The organism is Kribbella soli, from assembly GCF_004331345.1.
Lineage (GTDB): Bacteria > Actinomycetota > Actinomycetes > Propionibacteriales > Kribbellaceae > Kribbella > Kribbella soli.
Window position 1 is genome coordinate 1,590,933 of record NZ_SJJZ01000002.1, and the last position, 20,785, is coordinate 1,611,717.

Here is a 20,785-nt window from a genome sequence, read left to right on the forward strand (position 1 = left end):
TTCGACCGATGGATGTACCGCGGTGGCCGGCCGAACCGGGTGGCGCGGATCCTGAACCGGATCAGTGCGATCCAGTACGCGACCGGGATCGCCGTACCTCAGCGGGCGCCCAGTACCCCGTCTTTCGCATCACGCCCGCTCCAGCCCCCTGACGTGGTGCTCGACGGCCGGCGGGGATACAAGTTTCCACCGAGCAACGGTTTCTTTCCCCGCCGGGGCCGGCCGGGGCGAACGGTTCTTCAGACGGTGTGACGGTCATCCCCGACTACCTCTGCGGCGGAGGAGCTTGGTTGAGGTGTCGACGAGGAGGAGGGCGATCACCCCCATGCCGGCGAACAGCCAGCCCTGCGCGGACGGCCAGCCGCCGCCCAGCAGGTCGGCCACCGGCGGGACGCCGAGGAAGACCGCCAGCAGGACCAGCTCGATGGCAAGTGCCAGCAACAAGGTCCGGTTGGTGGTGAAGCCGACCTTGAAGATCGTGCTTCGCTCACTACGGCACGCAAGCGCGTTCGCCATCTGCATCAAAGCGATCACCGCGAACGCAGTCCCGGACGCGACCGCCAGTGCCGCGCCGGACGGTTCGGCCCCGAAGTGCCAGCCGTGACCCGACAAGATCACGACGAACGCCGTCATCGCCACCACGGCTTCTGTCAACCCGAGCACACCGAACGCCCTGACCAGCAGCGCCCGATCGACGAGCCGGTGATGACGTGCCGGGCCGTCCAGAACGTTCGGCCCCGGCCGCTCGACTCCCAGCGCGAGCGCCGGCAGTACGTCGGTGCCGATGTCCAGTGCCAGCACCTGCAGTACGCCGATCGCAAGCGGAATCGAACTGCCGGTCAGCGCCCAGGCCACGAACGGCGCGAGCTCCGCCACGTTGTCGGCGAGGTGGTAGGTGAGAAACCGCCGTACGTTGGAGAAGGTCGCGCGGCCGAGGCGGATCGCGGTCACGATGCTGGCGAAGTGATCGTCCAGCAGGACCAGGTCGGCCGAGGCGCGGGCGACATCGCTGCCCGAGGCGCCCATCGCGATGCCGACATCGGCCTCGCGCAGCGCCGGCGCGTCGTTGACGCCGTCACCGGTCATAGCCACCACGTGACCGCGCTTGCGTAACGCCCGCGCGATCCGCAGCTTGTCCTCCGGTGTCACCCTGGCGACCACGACCCCGTCGTCACGGTCGAGCAGCTCACCCAGGCGCTCGTCGTCGTCCGGCAGCTCATTGCCAGTGACAACCAGTCCATCAGGTCCGAGCAGGCCGACCTCCCGAGCGATGACCTCCGCGGTCGCCGCGTGATCGCCGGTGACCACCGCGATCCGCACCCCGGCCCGCCGGCAGGCCGCGAGGGCGGCGTGAACATCGGTTCGTGGCGGATCCTCCAGCCCGACCACGGCCAGCAGTTCGAGAGCGTCGGCGCTGAGCTCCAACTGGCCGTCGTGCACCAGTACGCCGGATGCCTGCGCCACGGCGAGCACACGCCGTCCGCGACTGGCCAGACTGTCCACCGCCGCCGTCGCATCCGGACCGCCGTTCGTCCGGCAGTACGGCATCAGCGCGTCCGGAGCACCGATCACCACAGTGTTGCCGCTGACAACTACCGCGCTGTACCTCGTCTCGCTGGTGAACGTGACCCGATGGGTAATGGTCGCCCGATCCACCGGCGGCACACCGAGGCGGCGGGCGAGCACGTCGACGGCGACCTCCATCGGATCGCCTTCCGCGACCCAGCGGTCCTTGGACCGCACCGCCCTGCCCCTGATGCAGGCGATCGCCGACGCGGCGGCCCTCGCTGTGGCCTGGATCGCCGCCCGGTCCCCCTCGGCCGTACTCTCTGGATCGTAACCGTGACTCTTCATGGTGACCGATCCACTCGGGGTCCAGACCTCCAGCACCTCCATCTGGTTCATCGTCAGCGTGCCGGTCTTGTCGGTACACACGTACGACGTCGCGCCGAGCGTCTCGACCGCGTCCAGCCGTCTGACCAGAGCGTTGCCGTGTGCCATCCGTTGCGCGCCCCTGGCCAGGGACAGCGTCACTGTCGGCAACAGGCCCTCGGGTACGAGCGCCACCATCACACCTACGCCGAACAGAAGTGCCTTCGAGACGCTCAGACCGAGCAGCATCGACGCCACCGTCAGCGAGATGCCGACGGCAACGGCAATCACCGCGATGACCCGGATCAGGCGATGCAGCTCGACAGTCAACGGACTCGGCGGGCGCGCCGCGCTCTCGGTCAGAGACTGGATCCCGGCCAACCGGGTGTTCCCGGCGACCGCGGTCACAACAGCGTCAGCCTCTCCCTGAACCACGAACGTCCCCGCGAACACCTGTTTGCCGGACGACGGGCGGACCGGAACAGACTCGCCGGTGAGCATGGATTCGTCGACCGCGAGGGCATGCACGGTGGCCAGGCGCAGATCGGCCGATACCCGATCACCCGCGCTGAGCACGACAAGATCGTCGAGGACGAGCTGTGTCGCGTCGACACTCGTGACTTCGCCGTCACGGATCACCTGGACGCGGGCCGGCAGCAAGTCGCGCAGTCGTTCGGCAGCGCGGTCGGCGCGGTACTCCTGGGCGAACGCGAAGACGCCGTTCAGGACGATGATGACCACGATCGCGACCGCGAGCGGCGCCAGTCCCGCGGCCAGCGCCAGTCCCGCGGCAACCCACAGCATCAGCGCGAACAGGTGCGTCAGCTGCCCGGCGAGGATCCTCCAGGTCGGCGTACGTCGCGGCGCGGGCAACTCGTTCGGCCCGTCGGCGACGAGCCGTCGCGCCGCTTCCGCCGCAGACAAGCCGTGAACGATCGGTGCCTGAACGCTGGGCATGACCACCTCCCCCACGAGGATCCCGGCACTGGCTGCCTCCGCAGCAGGGCCCAACGTCCCGACTTGGTCGCCGAACGGACCTGCCGGCGGGCTCCTCGCCGTACGACGACGGGCACCGGAGCACAGTTGCACCCCCGCGCCCAGCGCTCCTGGGCACACGGTCCCGTCCTCGGCGGACCGTTTGACCAAGATCCCGCTCAGTCCGCGAGGCCGTGAACGACTGCGAGCGGACAGTCGGCGACATTGATCGCGTCCCAGCTGTACAGGGCCGGCAGATCCCAGACGTGAACCAGCCGAATCGGCAGTCCACGTGCGGTCGCCGCGGCGACCGCGAACTCCATCACCGCGACGTTGCGATCCACGTCGTCCAGTGCCACCACGACCGGTCCTGCGTGATCGGACGGCTTCCAATGCTCCGGCACGATCACGACCGGGACCGTCGCCTGGACCACAACAGCGTCCGAGGTCGATCCGATCAGCAGCCGCTTGAAAGTCCCGATCCCCCGGCGGCCGACGACCAGCATCCGGCTGTCAGCCGCTGCCTGCGTCAGTTTCCTGGCCGGCGGACCGACCATCAGATCAGCCTCGTTGTCCAGGGCACCCGGGCTTTCGTCCAGGTACTTCTGGACATCGTTGACGAGTTCCATCGACGCGTCGTCGACCGCGTCACCCTCCCATCCGGGAACGTGCCGGAGCTTGTCGTCGATGACGTGCACCACCTGGAGGGGCTCTCGCCGGAGCAACGACTCCTGCAAGGCCCACTCCAGGGCACCGGTGTCGCGCCAGGCGCCGTCAACCCCAACGTGGATAACCGGCTTCACAGACGTCGAGCTCACCGGAGCCAGGGGTACTTGCGAACGAAGTCCAGACCGCTCCACCACTTACCCAGACCCCACACGTTGCCAGCAGCAACCAGCGCCAGGGCGACAACCCCAGCTCCAGGAGTCGAACGGCCCTCTCCTTCAGGGACGTACGCCGCTGTCCGATACGCCGCCGCCGGCGGACGGTGGAATCGGGAGATGTCTGCGCAGGACGTACCGCTCCTCATCGACCAGACAGGAGGCACGTGCCATGACAACCACACTCGCGCTCCCACTGCGGCCCAGTGCCGAGATGGCCAGGCTGGCCCGCTTCCACCGCGACGTCGACTGGACCGGCACGATCCAGGCCGGCACCACCGGCCCTGACAGTCCTGCGATGACCGCGATCGGACAGGCCCGGTATCACATCATCCAGGACGGGCTCTGGATCGTCGGCGACCACGATCAGGACCTGTACCTGACCGATGGCACGTTCGTCCGTCACTCGCAGCTTCACTGGGTAGCCGGCTGGGATCCCGAGGCCCGCGAGTACCGCGCATCGTCCGCCGACAGCGACGGTCACTTCAACTTCCTGTCCGGCACCATCGGCGGCAGATTGCTCACGTTCGAGACTGTCGGCCGCCCGCGCGTCCGCACTCGCCTGTTCTGGCACGTCGCCGACGCCGAATCGATGACCTGGCGCAACGAGGTCTCCGTCGACGGCGGGCCCTTCCACCTGGTCGAACGCTATGCCTGCACAAGCCACACCTGAGCCGGCGACGCTATGACTCACATCACCGGACAGGTCACTATCGAGGCGCCTATCGACGAGGTTTTCGACATGGTCGCCGACGAGCGGAACGAGCCTAGGTACAACCCTCGGATCGTGCGGGCCGAGAAGGTGAGCGAAGGACCGATCGGCACCGGCTCGCGCTTCGCGGCCACACCCAAGGGCATGGGCGCGAAGGGCGAGATGACCCTGGAGATCGTGGAGTACGACAGACCGCATCGTCTGCACAATGTCGTGCGCTCGTCGTACCTGCGCGTCGACGGAACGCTGACCTTCGGCGAGATCGAGGGCGGGACGCGCCTGAGGTGGGACTGGGACATGGTTCTGCTCGGCCCGATGCGGGTGCTGTCCCCGGTGCTGAGCTTGATCGGTCCCGGCTGGGAGCGCCGGAACTGGGTTGGGCTCAAGAAGTACCTGGAGTCCGGCTCGGCCGGCCGTTGAGCACCGACGCCCGTACGTTGACGGTCGGGTACTTCTGCCGGTACGCCGTGAGGCTTTCGACGAGCCAGTTCTTCAACAGCTGCCTGGTACTCGCGACCGGTGAGATGTGCTGGTCCGGCGCGTGCCAGCAATGGACGACCTTCAGCGACTGTCCGGTCCGTGCCGCCTCCGCGACCGGGAGCCGAGCACGACCATCTCCGCATCCGCAGCGTCGGTCAGGATCGCTCAATCTGCTGTGCGAATCGCCGTGACCGCGAAGGCCTCGACGCCCTGGTAGTGGCCACCGGTCGAAGCGACGATCACCACGGCCGGATCAGTTGCTCCCTGGAAGGTGACCTGTGCCGACCACGGCTGTCCTTCGCCGCCGGCGGCCACGCAGCAGAACGTCCCGAGCCGTGCGCCCGTGGACGCCTGGCGTACGTCGACGCGAATCGCCTCGTCCACACCGGTGATCCGCCCGCCGACGGTCAACGGCGAGCCGGCGACGTGCCGTACCGCGGCTGTGTCAGCGTCAGGCTGCTGTCGCGCGTCCCGACGACCTCCCACGGCGCGTCGTCGCCCTGGCCCACCCGGGCGAGGTGAATGACGGCAGCGACCGACGGCGGGTTCTTGTCCGCCCGGTAGCCGACCGATACGAAGGCTTCGTCACCGCGGACGGACTTCGACACGACCAACCCGATCTCGTCGAAACCCAGGAATCCGTTCGTGAACGACAGCGCGGTCTGTGCCGGGTCCAGGTGCCAGGGCTGCGTGCCGCCACTGCGATACGCCTGCTGCCAGACCGCCGCGGCGCTCTCGGAGGTGAACGGCCACAACGGCTGGTAGCGGAATGTCCGGTGGTCAGGGCTCGTCGTCGACGTCCGCGAAGGCGTGGGTTTCGGCGTGGCAGTGATTGTCACCGTCGGGCCGGGCTGCGTGACGGTCGTGCTGGGCGCAGGCACCGTACTGGACGGCTCGTCGTCGTTGTTGAGCACGACGACCGTCAGCACCGCGACCGCGACGATCGCCAGACCCGCGAGCACGATCGCCCACCGAGTACCCGACCTGACGGGCCGGCCATCCGGAGATGCCGCAGGACGATTGTCAGTCATGGTCTTGCTCCTCTACTTCTGGCCGCGGAGCCAGCGAGGTGCGACATCGAGCCATTCGGCGGCCCAGTCGTGCGCGCGACGGCGGTCCAGCGGGACCCGCGCGAGGCGCACAGCGCCCCACAGGAGGAGCCAGGAGCCCGTGACCATGAGAATCCCGATCCAGCTGCCCACCGCGGCGTTGTCGCCTCGCGATCGCGGTGCCGCAACGATGTCGCCGGCCCGGTTGAGCCAAACCGTCACCTCCGCATCGGCCTTGGTCCCGATCACGACATTCGTCGATCCCTGGCGCTGGAGACCCGAAGGATCGACGTAGCTGATCTGAACCCGCGTCAGTACATTGCCGGGAGTCGTCGGCACCTGACCCTCGGTGCTCTCCAGCGTCCGCGCCCGCACCTCGTGCAGACTCACGCGTTGCCGTTCCGCCGAGGCGTCGCTCGCGTTGCGGTACGACGTGCCCACGGCCGCCCCGATCGGGACCAGCAACAGCGCGGCCATCAGTGCGCACCACAGCACGGCCATCTCGATCCGGTCGGATCGGCGACGGAGCGGATTCCGCCTGAACCCCAGCCGACGGGCCAGCATCAGCACCCACAGCTCCCCGGACCGCTTCTTCCCGGTGCCCATGACAACCTCCCCAACCCGGCGAACGACGTACCGCCAGAGTCACCCCGGTGCCACTGCGTAGGTCAGGGCCTAAGGTCCCGATCCGGCCGGCCCGTCGGCCCCGCGATGACGGGGCCGACGGGCAGTTGGTCAGAACAGACCGAGGGGCTCGTCGCTGTAGCTGACGAGGAGGTTCTTGGTCTGGCTGTAGTGGTCGAGCATCATCCGGTGGTTCTCGCGACCGATGCCGGAGATCTTGTACCCGCCGAACGCCGCGCCCGCTGGGTACTGGTGGTAGCAGTTCGTCCACACCCGGCCGGCCTTGATGCCACGACCCATGCGGTACGCGCGGCTCCCGTCGCGGGTCCAGACGCCGGCGCCGAGCCCGTACAGGGTGTCGTTGGCAATCTCCAGCGCCTCCGGCTCGTCCTTGAACGTCGTGACCGCGAGGACCGGCCCGAAGATCTCCTCCTGGAAGACCCGCATCTTGTTGTGACCCCGCAGTACGGTCGGCTGGAAGTAGTAACCCTCGGCGAAGTCGCCCTCGATCTTCGCCCGCTCGCCGCCGATCAGCACCTCGGCCCCTTCTTCACGGCCGATCTGGACGTACGACGTGATCTTGTCGAGCTGCCCCTGCGACACCTGCGCGCCGACCTGGGTCTCGGTGTCCAGCGGGTTGCCCTGCTTGATCGCGGCGATCCGGTCCAGGCAGCGGCTCATGAACGCGTCGTAGATGTCCTCCTGGATCAGCGCCCGCGACGGGCACGTGCAGACCTCGCCCTTGTTGAACGCGTAGAGCACGAGCCCTTCGACCGCCTTGTCCAGGAACTTGTCGTCGTGCGCCATCACGTCGCCGAAGAAGATATTCGGGCTCTTGCCACCGAGCTCGACCGTCGACGGGATCAGGTTCTGCGCGGCGTACTGCATGATCAGCCGGCCGGTGACGGTCTCACCGGTGAAGCCGATCTTGGCGATCCGCCCGCTCGTGGCCAGCGCCTTGCCGATCTCGGCGCCCGGTCCGGTGATCACGTTCATCACGCCGGACGGCACGATGTCACCGATCACTTCGGCCAGCTTGAGGATCGACCACGGCGTCGGCGACGCGGGCTTCATCACCGAGCAGTTGCCCGCGGCCCAGGCCGGCGCCAGCTTCCAGGCCGCCATCAGCAGCGGGAAGTTGAACGGGATGATCTGACCGACGACACCGAGCGGCTCGCGGAAATGGTACGCGACCAGGTCCTTGTCGATCTCCGTCGTCCGCCCTTCCTCGGCCCGTACGGCGCCGGCGAAGTAACGGAAGTGGTCGACGACCAGTGGGATGTCCGCGTTCAGGGTCTCGCGGACCGGCTTGCCGTTCTCCCAGCTCTCGGCGACGGCCAGCATCTCCTTGTTCGCTTCGACCGCGTCGGCGACCGCGTTCAGGACCTCGGCCCGCTCGGTCGCGGACTTCTCACCCCAGGCGTCCTTGGCCGCGTGCGCGGCGTCCAGCGCCAGTTCCACGTCCGCCTCGGTCGACTGTGCGACCTCCGTGATCGGATCGGCCGTGGCCGGCGTCAGGTCGACCCGATAGCGCCCCTCCGACGGCGCCACCCAGCGACCACCGATGAAGTTCTCGTACCGCGGCTTGACCTCGACCGGACTGCCTTCTTTGCCAGGTGCGACGTACTGCATGATGCATCTCCTTCGACTCGACCGACCCCAGGCCCTTCGAGCGAACGCCTGTCCTCTTGCCGCCCGTAGGGCCGAAAGACCCATCGGCACCAGGACGCGAGCTATCTCACGTCGCGAGCTCGCGGCGGACGCCTGCCGATGCGGGTCGCCACGAACAAGCCGAAGAGGGCAAGGGCGCCGCCGACCAGGCCGTCGAACAGGTAGTGGTTGGCGGTCAGGACGATCGCCGCGAGCATCAGCAGCGGCATCAGCCAACCGAACAAGCGGATGAGCCAATGACCGCCGAGGCCGGCCACCGCGATCCCCATCAGCAGGTTCCAGCCGAAGTGCAGGCTCGGTACGGCGGCGTATTGGTTGACGAACGCCGGTGGCTGCAACACCCGGTACGCCGAGGTCCGCTCGGTGACCGTGTCGACGAAGCCGTACATCGTCAGGAACCGCGGCGGTGCGACCGGGAACACGGCGAAGATCACCAGACCGATCCCGCCGGAGATCAGCATCGCGTTGCGAAACCGCAGGTAGGCCTCGCGATGCCGGAAGAGCAACCACCCCAAGGTCGCCAGCAGCACCGGCCAATGGCCGTAGATGTAGATGTAGCCGACCAGCTCGGCCAGCCAACTGTGCGCGGTCACGGCCCGCTGCAGTCTCGGCTCGACGAACACGCCCGCGGAGCGTTCGAGATCCGCGACGTACTCGGCATTCCGGTAGGCGACATCGACCCGGGTCGTGATCAGCCCGCGAACACCGAAGTACAGGACGATCGCAGCCGTGATGACCGTCGTCTCCCGGAAGACGTGCCGCCTGCGGCTGCTCACGCGCAACACCGTCGCCCCCCTGTCCTGTCGGTACTCCTTGTCCAGACTCGCGAGGACGGGCGAGCCGGAACAGGGCCGGACCGCCCGTCGATCCGCGGCAAAGGTCCATAACGGCAGGCCTTGCGCAGGCCGGTTATCTTCCGGATAGTGAAAGGCCAGGCCCGGAAGGAACCCCTCATGCAATTGGGCCGTCAACAACTCCTGCGCGGTGTGCGCGCGCTCGTCACCCATCGTGGCCTTCGCGTCGCCGCGCTGGTCGTTGCGGTTGCGCTCTCGCTGTGGAACGTCGAACGTGTCCCGCACACCGCGCTACTTCCAGCCGTCGTCGGTCTGCTCCCGTTCGCGATCGGCAAGTACCTGCTGTGCCCGTTGCGCTGGCATGCGATCTCGACCAGCGGCCGAACGCGGCGATGGCACCTCCGCGCCTACGCGGAGAGTGAGGTCCTCGGCCTCATCTCCCCCTGGCACGCCGGAGCCGATCTGTGGCGCGTCCACCGGTTGGAGACGATCGGCGTACGGCGGTCCAGCGCCGCCGCCGAAGTCGCGCTGGACCGCTTCGTCGGTGCGGTCGGCCTCGTCGCCGCCGTGGTGATCACCGGGGTGACCTTGCCGGTCACGGTGATCGCGGTCGCCGCCGGTGCCGCCGCTGCGGTACTCGTGGTGGCACTCGTCGTACGGCGCCGCCGCCCGAGCCTCACGGGTCGCTGGCCTTGGCCGTCGCCGAAGGTGTTCGCGTTCGGCATCCTGTTGTCGATCGGCTACCAGGCCACGATCCTCGGCCTGCTGCTCGGGTCCATCGACGCGGTCGGGGGCTCGGTGCCCGCTCTCCAGCTGATCGCGGTCTTCGGCGCCAGCCAGATCGCCGGAGTACTTCCGGGTGTGCACGGAGCCAGTCCCCGAGAGGGTGCTCTCGTCGCGGGCCTGGCCTCCATCGGAGTGTCGTGGACCGCCGCATTCGGTGCGGTCGCCCTGACGGCCTTGCTGTACTGGGTCCCCGCGCTTCTGCTGGGCGGTAGCTGTCTGTTCCTGCGGTGGCGCGGCTGGTTCACCGAACCACGGACGGGTACGCCATGAGACGTCCGCTCGTGATCGCGCACCGCGCCGGCAACGACCTCGACACGCTGCGGTCGGCGCTCGACCACGGCGCCGACCTGGTCGAGGCGGACGTGCATGCTTATCGCGGCCGCCTCGAGGTCCGGCATCACAAGACCCTCGGGCCTTGGTGGCTGTGGGAACGGGGCGAGCTCGTCCGTCGCCGCAAGGTTCCCGAAGTCCGTGAACTGCTGGCGGCGGCCGCTGGTGACCCGCGGCTGATGCTCGATCTCAAAGGGCTCCATCCGCGCCTCGCGCCCAGGCTGGCCGAAATCCTGCCGGCCACGACCACGGTCACCGTGTGCACGCAGCATTGGTGGATGCTGTCGGCATTCCGTGACCGGGCGAGCGTACGACTCGTTCTGTCGGCCGGTAGCCGCCTCGGACTCCGGCGGCTGAGATCCCGCCTTCGCCGGCAATCGACGTACGGCGTCTGCGTCCACCGGCGGCTGCTCACGCCTCAGGTCGTCACCGAGCTCCGGCGCGGCGCCGAGGTAGTCCTCACCTGGCCGGTGGACACTGCCGACGCCTTGGCCGACGCCCGTCGTCTCGGCGTCGACGGCGTGATCGGTCGCGATGTCCACGACTCAAGACCAACACCGAACTAACCCGTGAGATCCGCCGGCTCACCGAGGAGATCCACCGCTCCGTCGTCAGGCGACCGTGAGCCGGGCGCGGCGGGACCAACGGCCCTGATTCAGGGTCCAACGGACCTGTACCGGTTCCGGTGTGTGGTGGCAGCGTGAAGCCATTGGCACCGACGCTGAGGCGCCTTTACGGGGGGATTATGAGCACGGAAGGCCAGATTGTCCTGCCGCTGCGGTCGCCGACCATCATTCCGGTCAGTACGACGGGGATCGTTCCGACCGACGCCGCGACAGTGATCCACGAACACCTCGCGCCGATCCTCGGTCCATGGGCGGCGCACAGCCGAGTCCGGCTCACCCGGCTGGCGGAGCCCGGTCTGCGCAGACCGCTGGTCGCGCAGATCGACGTACAACTGACTGCCGGCCACCGCGTTCGGGCTCAGACGGCCGCCGCGACCATGTCCGAGCTCGTCGCCGTGCTCGCGATGCGCACGATCGAGCAACTGCGGGTGTACCCGCACGCGCTGGCGGCATGTCTCCGAGGGCACGTCGTCACTGATCGCCTGCCCTCTCCGCCGGAGCTGCTGCCTCCTGAACGGCGCCGGCTGGCCCGCTGGAAGATCTGCCGCCCGGCTCCGACGACGGTCGCCGAGGCCATCGTCGTGCTCAACGCGATGGACTACCGGTTTCATCTGTTCCGGGAGAAGTTCAGCCGCCAGGACGGCATCGTGGTCCGGAGCGGATTCGGTCGGTACCGCGTCATTCAGTCCCGACCTAATCCGATCGGTCTCGAGGTCACCTCGCCGCCGATCGCGCTCACCGCGGCCGAGCGCCGAAGCGTCACCGAGGCGACATCACGGCTCGACCTCACCGGGGCACCGTTCGACATCTTCACAGACCAGGCGACCGGCCGCCTGCATGCCTTGTACGCGAGGTACGACGGGCACTACGGCCTCCTCGGCTCCGAGGCAGCCATCAGAGGCGCCCGCCGATCCTGGTGACCGAACTCAGCGAACGTACGCCTGGAGTTCGCGGATCAGCGCGGTCAGTACGGCCTTCGCGTCGCCGAACAGCATTGCGGTGCGTGGGTTGGTGTAGAGCTCGTTGTCGACTCCGGCGTACCCGTGCCCGAGCGACCGCTTGACCACGATCACGCTGCGGGCCTTGTCCACGTCCAGGATCGGCATTCCGGACACAGCATTACCCGGTCGGCGGGCGGCCGGATTGGTCACGTCGTTCGCGCCGACGACCAGGACGACGTCGGTCGCCGCGAACTGCGGGTTGATCTCGTCCAGGTCCTTGAGCTGCGGGTACGGCGCGTTCGCCTCGGCCAGCAGCACGTTCATGTGCCCGGGCATCCGGCCGGCCACCGGGTGGATGCCGTAACTGACATCCGCACCGTGCTCGGTCAGCGCTTGGGCGAGCTCCACCACCTCGTGCTGGGCCTGCGCGGCCGCGAGGCCGTAACCAGGAACGATGACGACCTTCCCGGCGTACGCCAACTGCAGCGCGGCGTCATCGGCAGTCACGGTGCGGACTGTGCCGGTCGCCGCGATGGCTGGCGCAGTCTGCTCGTCACCCGTCCCGAAGCCGCCGGCGACGATGCTCAGCAGCGAGCGGTTCATGGCGACGGCCATCAGCTTGGTCAGGATGCCGCCGGCCGCGCCGACGAGCGCGCCCGCGATGATCAGCGGCGTACTGCCGATCACGAACCCGGCCATGGCCACAGCTGTGCCGGTGCAGGCGTTCAGCAGGGAGATCACCACCGGCATATCGGCGCCGCCGATCGGCAGCGTCATCAGTACACCGATGACCAGAGCGGTACCGGTCAGAACACCGAGCGTTCCCAGTCCGCCGATGCGGGCCGTGTAAAGGACACCGGCGCCCAGGGCAGTCAGGGCGAGCAACAGGTTGAGCGCACGGCTGCCCCGGAACGTCAGTGGACGACCTGGTACGACGCCGGCAAGCTTGCCCGCGGCAACCAGGGATCCCGAGAACGTGATCGCGCCGATCAGCACGTCCAGGAACGTGGTGAGTGTCGTGCTGATCGCCTCGTCAGCCGCTCCAGGGAGTGCGTCGGTAAACGCGATCAGGGCCGCCGCGCCACCGCCCACCGCGTTGAACAAACTGACCAGCTGCGGCATCGCGGTCATCTTCACCCGCCGCGCGGCGACGAGTCCTGCCATTGCCCCGGCGAGTACGCCGACGGCGAGAACAACCGCGGCGGTGGCCGTGATCGTTCCGTCGTCGACCAGCACGACGACGGTCAGTGCGATCGCGACCGCCATCCCGAACGCGGACAGTTGGTTGCCCCGTCGCGCGGTCGCCGGCGAATTCATCAGATGCAAACCGAGCACGAAGCAGACCGCCGTACCCAGATAGAGAAGGTGCGTCGTGGTGTTCATCGTTGACCCTTCGGCTTCGCGTGGAACATCTCGAGCATCCGGTCGGTGACGACGTACCCGCCGACCACGTTCGCGGCCGCGAACGCCGCGGCAACGAACAGCAGCACGTAGCCGATCGTGGTGTCGATGCTTGCGGCGATGATCATCACGCCGATCACCACCACGCCGTGGATCGCGTTCGCGCCGGACATCAGCGGGGTGTGCAGGGTGGCCGGGACCTTCGAGATGACCTCGAACCCGACCAGCACGCTGAGCACGAAGACCGTGATGTCAGCAAGCAGAACAGCTGTCATGACACTGCCTCCTTCGTACGCACGAGCAGGCCGGCCGTGACCTCGTCTTCGGGATCGAGTACGACGGAACCGTCGTGGATCAGGTGCTCGAGCAAGGCCGCGACGTTGCGCGCCCACGCGGACGACGCGGCACGTGGAACCTGCGCCGGGAGATTGCCGGCGCCGAGCACGACGACACCGTTCTCGGTCTCCGTCCGGCTGCCCGGCACCGAACCCGCCACATTGCCGCCCAGCGGACCAGATGCCAGGTCGACGACGACCGAACCGGGCGCTAGCGCCGCTAACGCTTCGGCAGGTACCAACGCCGGCGGACGGTGTCCCGGCACCTGAGCGGTCGTGATGACGACGTCGAAGTCCCGGATCGCGTCCACCAGAGCCTTCTGCTGCTCCGCCTGTTCGTCCGCGGTCAGCGTCCGCGCATAGCCGCCCTCCCCTTCGGCTGTGACCTTCAGATCCAGTACGGCGGCACCGGTCGAGGCGATGTCGGCGCGTGCAGCCGCGCGGACGTCGTACCCGGTCACCAGCGCGCCGAGGCGCCGCGCCGTACCGATCGCCTGCAGCCCCGCGACTCCCCCACCGAGGACGAGCACCTTGGCCGGACGTACCGTCCCGGCCGCGGTCATCATCATCGGGAAGAAGCCGCCGAAGGTGTCCGCGGCGAGTACTGCGGCCTTGTATCCGGCCACGTTGGCCTGCGAGGTGAGCACGTCCATCGACTGCGCCCGGCTGAGGGTGCGCGGTAGCCCTTCGAAGCTGAGCGCCGTAACCTCCGACAGTTCCTCAGGAGCTTCATACGGGCCGAGCAGACCGATCACGATCTGACCGGCGCGCAGTCGCTGACAGTCCGGTCGGTGGATGACCGCCAGGATGTCCGGCTGTGTGAAGACCTCCAGCCGATCCCCGACGCGCGCGCCGGCCGCGACGTACGCCTCGTCCGGAAAACCGGCCCTGCGTCCCGCACCGGCCTCGACGACCACGTCGAGGCCGATCCGGCGCAGCCGCCCCACCACTTCGGGTGTGACGGCTACGCGGCTCTCGTGCCACTCGGTCTCGGCCGGGCAGCCGATCAGCAGGTTCATCAGAACTGGAAGACGACACGGGCCGGGATGTCACCGGCCAGGACGTCGGTGATCGCCTGGTTGACGTCGTCGAGCTTGCGGTCGACAGCGATGACCCGGGTCCGTCCCGCGGCGTGCAGGGCGAACACGTCGGCGAGATCGTTGCGCGTACCAACGATCGAACCAATCACGCTCTTCCCGTTCAGCACGGTGTCGAAGATCGGCAGACTCATCGCACCGTCGTCCGCGGGCAACGCCACGCAGACGAGACGCCCACCACGGCGCAGCGACTGGAACGCCTGATCGAACACCCGCGGGTTCACGGCCAGTACGACGGCCACATCGGCACCACCGAGGGCCTGGATCGCCTCCACCGGATCTGTCTTCGCCGCGTTCACGACGTGGTCTGCGCCGAGCTCCGTGGCCATCTTCAGCTTGCTGTCCTCGATGTCGACGCCGATGGTGATGCCGCCCACGATCCGCGCGTACTGCAGGGCCAGGTGTCCCAGTCCCCCGACGCCGAAGATCGCGACCGTCTCGGCCGGCACCACATTGGCCACCCGGATCGCCTTGTACGTCGTCACTCCGGCACACGTCAGCGGTGCGGCGTCCCGTGACGAAATACCGTCCGGCACCAGGGTCGCAAAGGCCGCGGGTACGACGGCGTACTCGGCGAAGCTGCCGTTCACCGAATACCCCGAGTTGCGCTGCTCCAGGCACAGGGTTTCCCAGCCGCTGATGCAGTACTCGCACTTGCCACACGCGTAGCCCAGCCAGGCGATCGCGACGCGGTCGCCGACGGTGCGTTCGGTCACGTCGGCGCCCAACCGCTCCACCACACCGATCCCTTCGTGCCCCGGGACGAACGGCGGCGTCGGCTTCACCGGCCAGTCCCCATGAGCGGCATGGATGTCGGTGTGACACAGTCCGCTGGTCTCCATCCGGACCAGGACCTCGCCCGGGCCAGGCTCGGGGATCGGCAGCTCCTGGATCTCGAGAGGCTTGCTGAAGTCGGTGACGACCGCTGCTTTCATGACTGTCCTTTCAGATACACGCGTGATGGATTCGGGGACACAGCTGGCGGAGCGCGTGACGAAATGCCCTCCGAGCCCAGCAGGAAGGGAGAATCCCTCCGGCCCGCCGGGCGCAACGTCGAGCAGGAAGGTCGTCTCACCCCAGGCCTGGTCGAGGTGCCGGTCGATGTAGAACGGGCTGCCCTCGACCTCACCGAGCAGAACGTCACCGGGGCCTACCAGGAACTCGTGTTCCGGGTAGCACATCGGCGTACTTCCGGCGCAACAGCCGCCGGACTGGACGAACATCACCGGCGCGCCGCGGCTGTCGCTCAGATGACGGATCGCCTCGCGAGCAACCGCGGTGGCCGTGATCCGGATGCTTGGCATCGGGTCCTCCTTCAGCTCGACGGGCCTTTCCCCTTTGAGCCAACGCCTGCCCGGCCGACACCCATAGGGCCGAAAGACCTCACTGCCGGAGTGACCCCTGTGATCCGGACGACATGCGAGACCGAGGGTCCAAAGGTCCCGCATCGCAGGGACCGAACGGCAGGTGTGCGCGCCCGCCGAACAGCCGATGCTCGAAGGAGAGCAGCTCAGGAGGAGGCATGAGGCACAAGCCTGTGGCGCTGATGCTGTTCGGCTGGGGCTTCTGGCTCTGGTGCATCCCCGCCCTGGCCTTCGCCATACCAGCGGCCCGTCACACCTTCGGGGATCCAAGGAGCATCTGATGTCCAAGAACGTACTGGTCGCCTACGCCACCAAGATGGGCGCGACCGCGAGCATCGCCGCCGCCGTCGGAGCCGAACTCCGCGCCGCGGGTATCCAGGTCGACGTCCACGAGATCGGAGCGGTTCAAGCCGTCACGCCGTACGACGCCGTCGTCCTGGGCAGCGCGATCTACCAAGGCTGCTGGCTGCCCGAGGCGGTCCGCTTCCTCCGCCGGCACGAGCGCCAGCTCCGCACCCGCCAAGTCTGGCTCTTCCACTCCGGCCCGATCGGCGCCGGCCGCGACGAGGAGCAACCTGTCCCACCCGACGTGAACCGCCTGGCCCGCGCGTTCCACGCACCACCGATCAAAACCTTCGCCGGCAACCTCCAAGCGGACGCCGTCCTACACAACCACGACCTCGAACGCCTGGTCGGCGACTCCCGAGACTGGCGCGACATCCGCACCTGGTCCCACCACATAGCCACCACCCTCACAACCCCGGAACCCGCAACCTGAGCCACCGACGCGATCGACGACAACAACCACGCGGAACTCTTGCGGGCCGCGACCGGGAATGCCGCCGCATCCTGGTGCCCGGGGTCACCTGGCACACATCATGGAATTGTGGACAGGACTCCGGTGCACGAGGAACTCGAGCGGGTTCGTGCCGATTTCCGCCAGCTGGTCGAGTCGGCCGACGACGAGGTACTGCAGAGGCAATCGAACGGCACGCGGTGGAACAACCGCCAACTGCTGTTTCACATGCTGCTGGGCTACCTGATCATGCGCGCGCTGCTCGGGCTGGTTCGTGTCTTCGGTCGGCTGCCCCGCGGAGCAAGTCGCGCGTATGCGCGCTTGCTGAATGCAGGAACCCGACCGTTCGACGAAGTCAACTTCCTCGGTTCGTACGCCGCCGGCCGCACGGTCAGCCCGGCTCGCATGGTCGTGATGTTCGACCATGTCGTCGACAAGCTTCACCGGCGGCTCGACGCCGAAAGCGACGCAGACCTGGCACGGGGGATGCACTACCCGACCCGATGGGATCCGTTCTTCAAGGACTACATGACCCTGGCTGACGTCTATCACTTCCCGACCCAGCACTACGACTTCCACCGTGAGCAGCTCACGCTGGGCTGAGGTCAGCAGCAGGTTTTCAGGTAGGCCTGGAGGTCGGACAGTGCCGTGGTTGCGCCGTCGCGGTCGGCTCGGTAGAGGACGGTTTTGCCTTCGCGGCGGGAGGTGACGATGCCGCCGCGGCGGAGGATGTCGAGTTGCTGGGAGGCGGTGGACTGGCCGATGCCGGCTTGGGCGGCGACCTCGTTGACGGAGAGTTCGGCGCCGCCGGGCGAACAGGAGAATGATGCGCTGGCGCGTCGGGCTCGACAGGGCCTTCAGAAACTCGTGGGTCGCGGCGCTCAGCTCGACGGCATCGGTGGGCGCGCACGACGGCCTGCTCTGTGTCTCCGCTTCCTGCGCCATGCCGCGGAACGCCGGGCCCACCGTTGTGCCTCCGTTCACGAGGCTTTCGCCTCTACGCGCCATACCGGGGCGGGGCGACGGTGAAGGAGTTGGGACCGCGTTCCGACATGAGGCCCACGGAGGCGAAGATGCACGTCCGCAAAGAAGGGTTCGACAATCTCAGTCCCGCCCAAACGCGCACTCGAGCGTTAGAAGCGGGGGCAGTCGCCGGGATGGCGGGCGTGGTCGCGGGCTGGCTGATTCCCCGGGGTCCCGTGACAACCGTTGAGGCGCTCATCACTGTGGTGGCGGCGCTTGCGGTCGGGTTCGCGGCCGGATGGCTGATGCGATCGCGTTGGGCCATGCTACTGGCGCCGGCGGTGTTCATGCTCGTATTCGAGCTGGCCCGGATGCGTGTTCAGGGCCCAACTGTCGATGGCATCCGTCTCGACAACCTTTACGGCGTGATGGCACTGGTCGCCGGTCGGGGGGTCGACGCCCTCCTCGTGCTGCTGCCCATGGTCGTGGGTCTTGTCTACGGCATCGCGCTGGCGAAGCGGCTCCAAGGACCGCCGGAGCCGGTCCGCAAACGCCACTGGCTGCGCCGCGGTTTCCTCGCCCTTCCCACTCTGGCCGTCGTCGCGCTGGTTGCCGGCATCCTGCGGCCGGCCTCCACCGAAGCGATCCTCGGGGAGGACGGCGAACCACTGACGGGCAGCGTCGCCGAGCTCGTCGATGTGCAGATCGGAGGACACGACCAGTCGATCATGCTGCGTGGCGTCTCCGCGCAGTCCCCCGTGCTCCTGTTCCTCGAAGGGGGTCCCGGCGGGACCGCACTCGGCCGAATCCGCAATTCCGGTGAGGACCTGGAACAGAACTTCGTCGTCGCCACCTGGGACCAACGCGGCACCGGCAAGTCCTACGACGCGCTCGAGCCACGCTCGACCCTCACCGTGGAGCAGATGGTCGACGACACCTTGGCGGTCACCAACTATCTGCGCGACCGCTTCGACGAGCAGAAGATCTACCTGGTGGGGAGCTCATGGGGCACCATCATCGGCACGCTCGCAGTGCAGCGCTCACCTGAGCTGTTTCACGCCTACGTCGGGACCGGTCAGATGGTGGACCCGTTCGAGACCGACAAGCTGATGTACGCCGAAAGCCTGGCCGACGCAGTGGCCAGCGGTGATGACGGCACGGCCGACACACTGCGTCAGCTCGGCGAGCCGCCGTACGCCGACACACTCGACTATCCCGTCGCGATCGCCTCGAATGCCAAGTGGATGGACTTCGAGCATGGCGAGGACTACAACGCCGCCGCGGAGTACCCGGCCAGCCTGTTTGTCGGGGAGTACACGCTCGTCGAGCAGCTTCGCGGTATGGCCGCGATCGCCGAGACGTTCAACGTGCTCTACCCCCAGCTCAGCAACAGTGACTTCCGTGTCGACGTGCCGCGCCTCGGCGTCCCGGTCTACCTCGTGGAGGGCAGCCACGAGGCCGCCGGCCGCGAAACCCTGGCGCGTGAGTGGTTCAACCTCATCTCGGCACCCAGCAAGAAGTACGTGGTCTTCGAGAGCTCAGGACACACCCCGCCGTTCGACGAGCCCGGCCGCTTCGCCGTCCTCATGGACGACGTTCGCATCGCCGCAGCGACTGCGGCTGGTTAGGTTGGAGGAGCATCGGAAGCCACCACGCCCAACTGAGGGCGAAGGCCAGCAAGAAACAGCACCACACGACCTCTCGCATCACCGGACCTCAACCGCACCTGCCGCGGGGCTCACCCTGGCGCTCCGCAGAAGGAGCACCAAAGCCATGAGCGCGATGACGAACAGAACGCCCAAGGGCGCCATGACCGTCCAGCCAGGTTTGTGGCCTCGGCTGTCGGCCACAAACGGACCGACCAGAATCGGCAGGCACGTCAGTACAACCCAGCTGAGCTGAGCGGGAGCCGTGGCGTAGCCGACGGGGTGCCGGCGCAGTAACAGGACCCCACTGGCCAGGGCCGCAGGAAGAAAGAAGGCCAGATCCAGTACGTGGACCGGACTGGTCGGGACCTTCCATTCCGTCGCGCTGGTCGACGGATTTCCCGCCAGCAGGTCCGGCACGATCTCGCTCAGCCAAAGGACGGCGAACAGCGCCGCGACCACGATCAGGAACCAGGCTGGCAGCGGCTCTCCTCGATCCCGGAAATGTTCCTTCACGGATGCGGTGTCCAGCGTCGCCAGGCCGCCGATCATCGCGAACAGCGACAGACCGAGCACTGCGACCCACACCAGAAACAGCGGTCCGAAGTGAATCGAGAACGCGTAAATCGCATAGTTGTAGACGGTGAACGCCACAAAACCCAGCCAGCACAGGTAGGCCCGCAAGGAACCGCGCGACGCCAACACCCCAAGCACGGCCGTTAGAGGCGCGACCAGGAAGAGGTTGACGATGTCCTGCGCGGTGGACGCATCAGCAAGCACGGCCGTCTCTTGGTGATAGATGCTGCCGGGGACTGCCAACCCCGCGACACTGCCCGCTGCTGCGAGCACTGCCGCGGTCACTGAAAGCCAAAGCCAGAGCCGGGACAGCTGCACCGAGGGCCGGCGATCCCCGACCGACTCACGTGTCCGGCCAGTCAGGCTAGTCATCGTCGGGCTCTGGCCTCACCAGGTCATCTCGGGTCAGATTGCTGCGGTCATCGGCGGCCGAGAGTCGGTCGTCCTTCGAATCCACCCGGTCCATACCGGCTGACATCCTTGCCTTGTGTCCAGGGCTGTAGTCAGCGTCCCGGAGAAATGATTCCAGGCTGGCAGCCTTGTCGCGCTCATCGGCGACCGCGTCGCGGCCGTCAGCCGCCCTATCGCGCTCGTCGGCGGCCGCAAGGATGGCTTGATTCTCCTGGTCACGGCCCGCCTGCGCAGACTCCCCGGCCTCGACGGCTCTCTCACGCGTGTCCAACGCCGCCTCTCTCAAGTCAGCGTCGTGCTCGCGCTCATCGGCTCTACCTGAATCATCAGACCGCACTGAAGGTGTGGGTAGCTCGTCCATCAGCTTCCCTCTCATCGGCAATGCACGCTGCCTGCAGGCCACGAACTCGCTGCTCACGGTCACTGCCACTCGCACACTGCCCTCCGAGACTACG

The 20,785-nt window shown here is 67.6% G+C and carries 23 protein-coding genes; 9 read left to right on the plus strand and 14 right to left on the minus strand.

Annotated elements, in window-relative coordinates:
- Window positions 1-255 precede the first annotated feature (255 nt).
- Together E0H45_RS21670 and E0H45_RS21675 are read right to left on the minus strand one after the other, a co-directional pair.
- Complete coding sequence (locus tag E0H45_RS21670; RefSeq protein ID WP_131339963.1) at window positions 256-2,829, minus strand: cation-translocating P-type ATPase; 2,574 nt, start codon at window positions 2,827-2,829, stop codon at window positions 256-258.
- A 197-nt stretch (window positions 2,830-3,026) separates the two neighbouring features.
- Complete coding sequence (locus E0H45_RS21675) at window positions 3,027-3,665, minus strand: universal stress protein (protein ID WP_165546537.1); 639 nt, start codon at window positions 3,663-3,665, stop codon at window positions 3,027-3,029.
- A 235-nt stretch (window positions 3,666-3,900) separates the two neighbouring features.
- On the opposite strand from E0H45_RS21675, the gene E0H45_RS21685 reads away from it, so the two are divergent.
- Entirely contained in the window at window positions 3,901-4,401 is a 501-nt protein-coding gene (locus tag E0H45_RS21685) for a DUF1579 family protein (protein WP_131339969.1), read from the plus strand.
- A 12-nt stretch (window positions 4,402-4,413) separates the two neighbouring features.
- On the plus strand, window positions 4,414-4,860 hold the full coding sequence (locus E0H45_RS21690; protein ID WP_131339971.1) for an SRPBCC family protein: 447 nt from the start codon (window positions 4,414-4,416) through the stop codon (window positions 4,858-4,860).
- A 225-nt stretch (window positions 4,861-5,085) separates the two neighbouring features.
- Here the strand turns inward: E0H45_RS21690 and E0H45_RS21695 are convergent, their stop codons facing one another.
- From E0H45_RS21695 to E0H45_RS21715, 5 genes are all read right to left on the minus strand, one after another.
- Window positions 5,086-5,304, minus strand: coding sequence for a hypothetical protein (locus tag E0H45_RS21695; RefSeq protein WP_165546538.1), 219 nt, complete (start codon window positions 5,302-5,304; stop codon window positions 5,086-5,088).
- A 23-nt stretch (window positions 5,305-5,327) separates the two neighbouring features.
- On the minus strand, window positions 5,328-5,951 hold the full coding sequence (locus E0H45_RS21700; protein WP_131339975.1) for a hypothetical protein: 624 nt from the start codon (window positions 5,949-5,951) through the stop codon (window positions 5,328-5,330).
- A 12-nt stretch (window positions 5,952-5,963) separates the two neighbouring features.
- Entirely contained in the window at window positions 5,964-6,575 is a 612-nt protein-coding gene (locus E0H45_RS21705; RefSeq protein WP_131339977.1) for an Rv1733c family protein, read from the minus strand.
- 129 nt (window positions 6,576-6,704) lie between these two features.
- The gene (locus E0H45_RS21710; protein WP_475009180.1) at window positions 6,705-8,228 is read right to left on the minus strand and encodes an aldehyde dehydrogenase family protein; all 1,524 of its coding nucleotides are present in this window, start codon (window positions 8,226-8,228) and stop codon (window positions 6,705-6,707) included.
- 98 nt (window positions 8,229-8,326) lie between these two features.
- Window positions 8,327-9,040, minus strand: a complete 714-nt coding sequence (locus E0H45_RS21715) for a phosphatase PAP2 family protein (RefSeq protein ID WP_165546539.1) — start codon at window positions 9,038-9,040, stop codon at window positions 8,327-8,329.
- Between the two features lie 177 nt (window positions 9,041-9,217).
- Between E0H45_RS21715 and E0H45_RS21720 the strand changes: the two genes are divergently transcribed.
- The 3 genes from E0H45_RS21720 to E0H45_RS21730 all read left to right on the plus strand — a co-directional run bounded on the left by E0H45_RS21720 (window position 9,218) and on the right by E0H45_RS21730 (window position 11,720).
- Complete coding sequence (locus E0H45_RS21720; protein WP_131339982.1) at window positions 9,218-10,114, plus strand: lysylphosphatidylglycerol synthase transmembrane domain-containing protein; 897 nt, start codon at window positions 9,218-9,220, stop codon at window positions 10,112-10,114.
- Entirely contained in the window at window positions 10,111-10,740 is a 630-nt protein-coding gene (locus E0H45_RS21725; RefSeq protein ID WP_131339983.1) for a glycerophosphodiester phosphodiesterase, read from the plus strand. The genes E0H45_RS21720 and E0H45_RS21725 overlap by 4 nt, the downstream gene beginning before the upstream one ends.
- A gap of 179 nt (window positions 10,741-10,919) precedes the next feature.
- Window positions 10,920-11,720 carry a sigma 54 modulation/S30EA ribosomal C-terminal domain-containing protein gene (locus E0H45_RS21730; RefSeq protein ID WP_131339984.1) on the plus strand — a complete coding sequence of 267 codons (801 nt, stop codon included), beginning with the start codon at window positions 10,920-10,922 and terminating at the stop codon, window positions 11,718-11,720.
- A 6-nt stretch (window positions 11,721-11,726) separates the two neighbouring features.
- Here E0H45_RS21730 and E0H45_RS21735 read toward each other — a convergent pair whose 3' ends face one another.
- The 4 genes from E0H45_RS21735 to adhP are packed head-to-tail and all read right to left on the minus strand — an operon-like array spanning window position 11,727 to window position 15,878.
- Window positions 11,727-13,124 carry an NAD(P)(+) transhydrogenase (Re/Si-specific) subunit beta gene (locus E0H45_RS21735; protein WP_131339985.1) on the minus strand — a complete coding sequence of 466 codons (1,398 nt, stop codon included), beginning with the start codon at window positions 13,122-13,124 and terminating at the stop codon, window positions 11,727-11,729.
- Entirely contained in the window at window positions 13,121-13,417 is a 297-nt protein-coding gene (locus E0H45_RS21740) for an NAD(P) transhydrogenase subunit alpha part 2 (RefSeq protein WP_131339986.1), read from the minus strand. Before E0H45_RS21740 ends, E0H45_RS21735 begins: the two co-directional genes overlap by 4 nt.
- Window positions 13,414-14,496: an NAD(P) transhydrogenase subunit alpha gene (locus tag E0H45_RS21745; protein WP_131339987.1), complete on the minus strand. Its 1,083-nt coding sequence runs from the start codon at window positions 14,494-14,496 to the stop codon at window positions 13,414-13,416. Before E0H45_RS21745 ends, E0H45_RS21740 begins: the two co-directional genes overlap by 4 nt.
- Window positions 14,496-15,878, minus strand: a complete 1,383-nt coding sequence (adhP, locus tag E0H45_RS21750; protein ID WP_202872432.1) for an alcohol dehydrogenase AdhP — start codon at window positions 15,876-15,878, stop codon at window positions 14,496-14,498. Before adhP ends, E0H45_RS21745 begins: the two co-directional genes overlap by 1 nt.
- Window positions 15,879-16,096: 218 nt before the next feature.
- On the opposite strand from adhP, the gene E0H45_RS43660 reads away from it, so the two are divergent.
- From E0H45_RS43660 to E0H45_RS21760, 3 genes are all read left to right on the plus strand, one after another.
- On the plus strand, window positions 16,097-16,219 hold the full coding sequence (locus E0H45_RS43660; RefSeq protein ID WP_272948998.1) for a hypothetical protein: 123 nt from the start codon (window positions 16,097-16,099) through the stop codon (window positions 16,217-16,219).
- Window positions 16,219-16,716 (plus strand): flavodoxin domain-containing protein, encoded by a 498-nt coding sequence (locus E0H45_RS21755; RefSeq protein ID WP_131339989.1) that lies wholly within the window; start codon window positions 16,219-16,221, stop codon window positions 16,714-16,716. Before E0H45_RS43660 ends, E0H45_RS21755 begins: the two co-directional genes overlap by 1 nt.
- 123 nt (window positions 16,717-16,839) lie before the next feature.
- Entirely contained in the window at window positions 16,840-17,337 is a 498-nt protein-coding gene (locus E0H45_RS21760; RefSeq protein ID WP_202872433.1) for a DinB family protein, read from the plus strand.
- Window positions 17,338-17,339: 2 nt separating this feature from the next.
- Here E0H45_RS21760 and E0H45_RS43300 read toward each other — a convergent pair whose 3' ends face one another.
- The gene (locus E0H45_RS43300; RefSeq protein ID WP_238155181.1) at window positions 17,340-17,498 is read right to left on the minus strand and encodes an ArsR/SmtB family transcription factor; all 159 of its coding nucleotides are present in this window, start codon (window positions 17,496-17,498) and stop codon (window positions 17,340-17,342) included.
- Window positions 17,499-17,933: 435 nt separating this feature from the next.
- Here E0H45_RS43300 and E0H45_RS21770 point away from each other — a divergent pair, with 435 nt between their 5' ends.
- Window positions 17,934-19,325, plus strand: coding sequence for an alpha/beta fold hydrolase (locus tag E0H45_RS21770; RefSeq protein WP_165546540.1), 1,392 nt, complete (start codon window positions 17,934-17,936; stop codon window positions 19,323-19,325).
- A gap of 78 nt (window positions 19,326-19,403) precedes the next feature.
- Here the strand turns inward: E0H45_RS21770 and E0H45_RS21775 are convergent, their stop codons facing one another.
- Together E0H45_RS21775 and E0H45_RS21780 are read right to left on the minus strand one after the other, a co-directional pair.
- Window positions 19,404-20,237 carry a hypothetical protein gene (locus tag E0H45_RS21775; protein ID WP_131339995.1) on the minus strand — a complete coding sequence of 278 codons (834 nt, stop codon included), beginning with the start codon at window positions 20,235-20,237 and terminating at the stop codon, window positions 19,404-19,406.
- Between the two features lie 46 nt (window positions 20,238-20,283).
- Window positions 20,284-20,748, minus strand: coding sequence for a hypothetical protein (locus E0H45_RS21780; protein WP_131339997.1), 465 nt, complete (start codon window positions 20,746-20,748; stop codon window positions 20,284-20,286).
- Window positions 20,749-20,785 lie beyond the last annotated feature (37 nt).